Raw genomic sequence first — 1,392 nt, 5'->3', positions numbered from 1 at the left:
GCCTTGCCCTCGCGGAAGCGGCTGCGCTGCTCCGCCAGGCTGCGCGCGGCAGCGGGCGCCGGTGTGTCCACCGTCATCGCCATCGAGGCCACCGTCAGGCGGTGGTGGTCGCGGACGGGGCTGCGGCCGCGGCCGTCACGAAGGCCGGCGGTGGCGGGCTGCCCGCCGACAGCGTCAGCACCTCGTAGCCGGTCTCGGTGACGAGCACGGTGTGCTCCCACTGGGCCGACAGCGAGCGGTCTTTCGTGACGATGGTCCAGCCGTCGCCGGCCTCGCGGATGTCGCGCCGGCCGGCATTGATCATCGGCTCGATCGTGAACACCATGCCGGGCACCAGCTCCTCGAGCGTGCCGGGGCGGCCGTAGTGCAGCACCTGCGGCTCTTCGTGGAACTTGCGGCCGATGCCGTGCCCGCAGAACTCGCGCACGATCGAGAAGCCGGCGTTCTCGGCGAAGGTCTGGATCGAGTGGCCGATATCGCCCAAGTGGATGCCCGGCTTCACCTTCACGATGCCCTTCCACATGGCGTCGTAGGTCATCTGGCACAGCCGGTTCGCGGCGATCGAGCCGTGGCCGACGACGAACATCCGGCTGGTGTCGCCGTGCCAGCCATCCTTGATGACGGTCACGTCGATGTTGACGATGTCGCCCGCCTTCAGCGGCCGGTCGTTCGGGATGCCGTGGCAGACCTGGTGGTTGATCGAGGTGCAGATCGATTTGGGGTAGGGCGTGTAGCCCGGCGGCGCGTAGTTCAGCGGGGCCGGAATGCCTTGCTGGACGTCCACGATGTGGTCGTGCGCCAGCTTGTCGAGCTGCTCGGTGGTGATGCCCGGCTTCACGTGCGGCGTGAGCATGTCCAGCACTTCGGAGGCCAGCCGGCCGGCGATCCGCATGCCTGCGACATCCTCGGCGGTTTTGATCGTGATCGTCATGGGGCGGAATTATTGCACCGACCCCCGTAAAATCCCGGGTTTCCACCGGCAGTCCCTGAACACGACCCGGTCTCCAGAACCCGAAGCTGGCCCCCAACGTGACGTCCACACCCAAGCATCTGCTGCACTTCGAGGGCGGCAACGCCTTGTCCGCCTTCCGCGCCCAGGCCCTGCTGCCGCGGCTGCAGGCGATCAGCCCGCGCATCACCGCCGTGCACGCTCGGCACGTCCACTGGGTGTGGAGCGACCAGCCGCTGCCGCGCGACGCCCACGACAAGCTCGCTGCGCTGCTGACCTACGGCGACGCCTATGCCGGCCCGGCCGACGGTGCGCTGGTGCTGGTGGCGCCGCGCCTGGGCACCGTCTCGCCGTGGGCCAGCAAGGCCACCGACATCGCCCACAACTGCGGGCTCGCGATCCGGCGCGTCGAGCGCGTGACGGAATACCGCCTGGTGCTGAAA

At 69.0% G+C, this 1,392-nt stretch carries 2 protein-coding genes; one reads left to right on the top strand and one right to left on the bottom strand.

Annotated elements, in window-relative coordinates:
• Positions 1–94: 94 nt before the first annotated feature.
• Complete coding sequence (gene map, locus AC1D15_RS32295; RefSeq protein WP_047513551.1) at positions 95–931, bottom strand: type I methionyl aminopeptidase; 837 nt, start codon at positions 929–931, stop codon at positions 95–97.
• Positions 932–1,029: 98 nt separating this feature from the next.
• Between map and AC1D15_RS32290 the strand changes: the two genes are divergently transcribed.
• A partial coding sequence (locus AC1D15_RS32290) for a hypothetical protein (protein WP_477829271.1) occupies positions 1,030–1,392 on the top strand: 363 nt, incomplete at its 3' end.

Source organism: Rhizobacter sp. P2_H2 (assembly GCF_056403375.1).
Note: the sequence above shows the minus strand (reverse complement) of the source record. Positions and strands in the feature narration are given on the sequence as shown.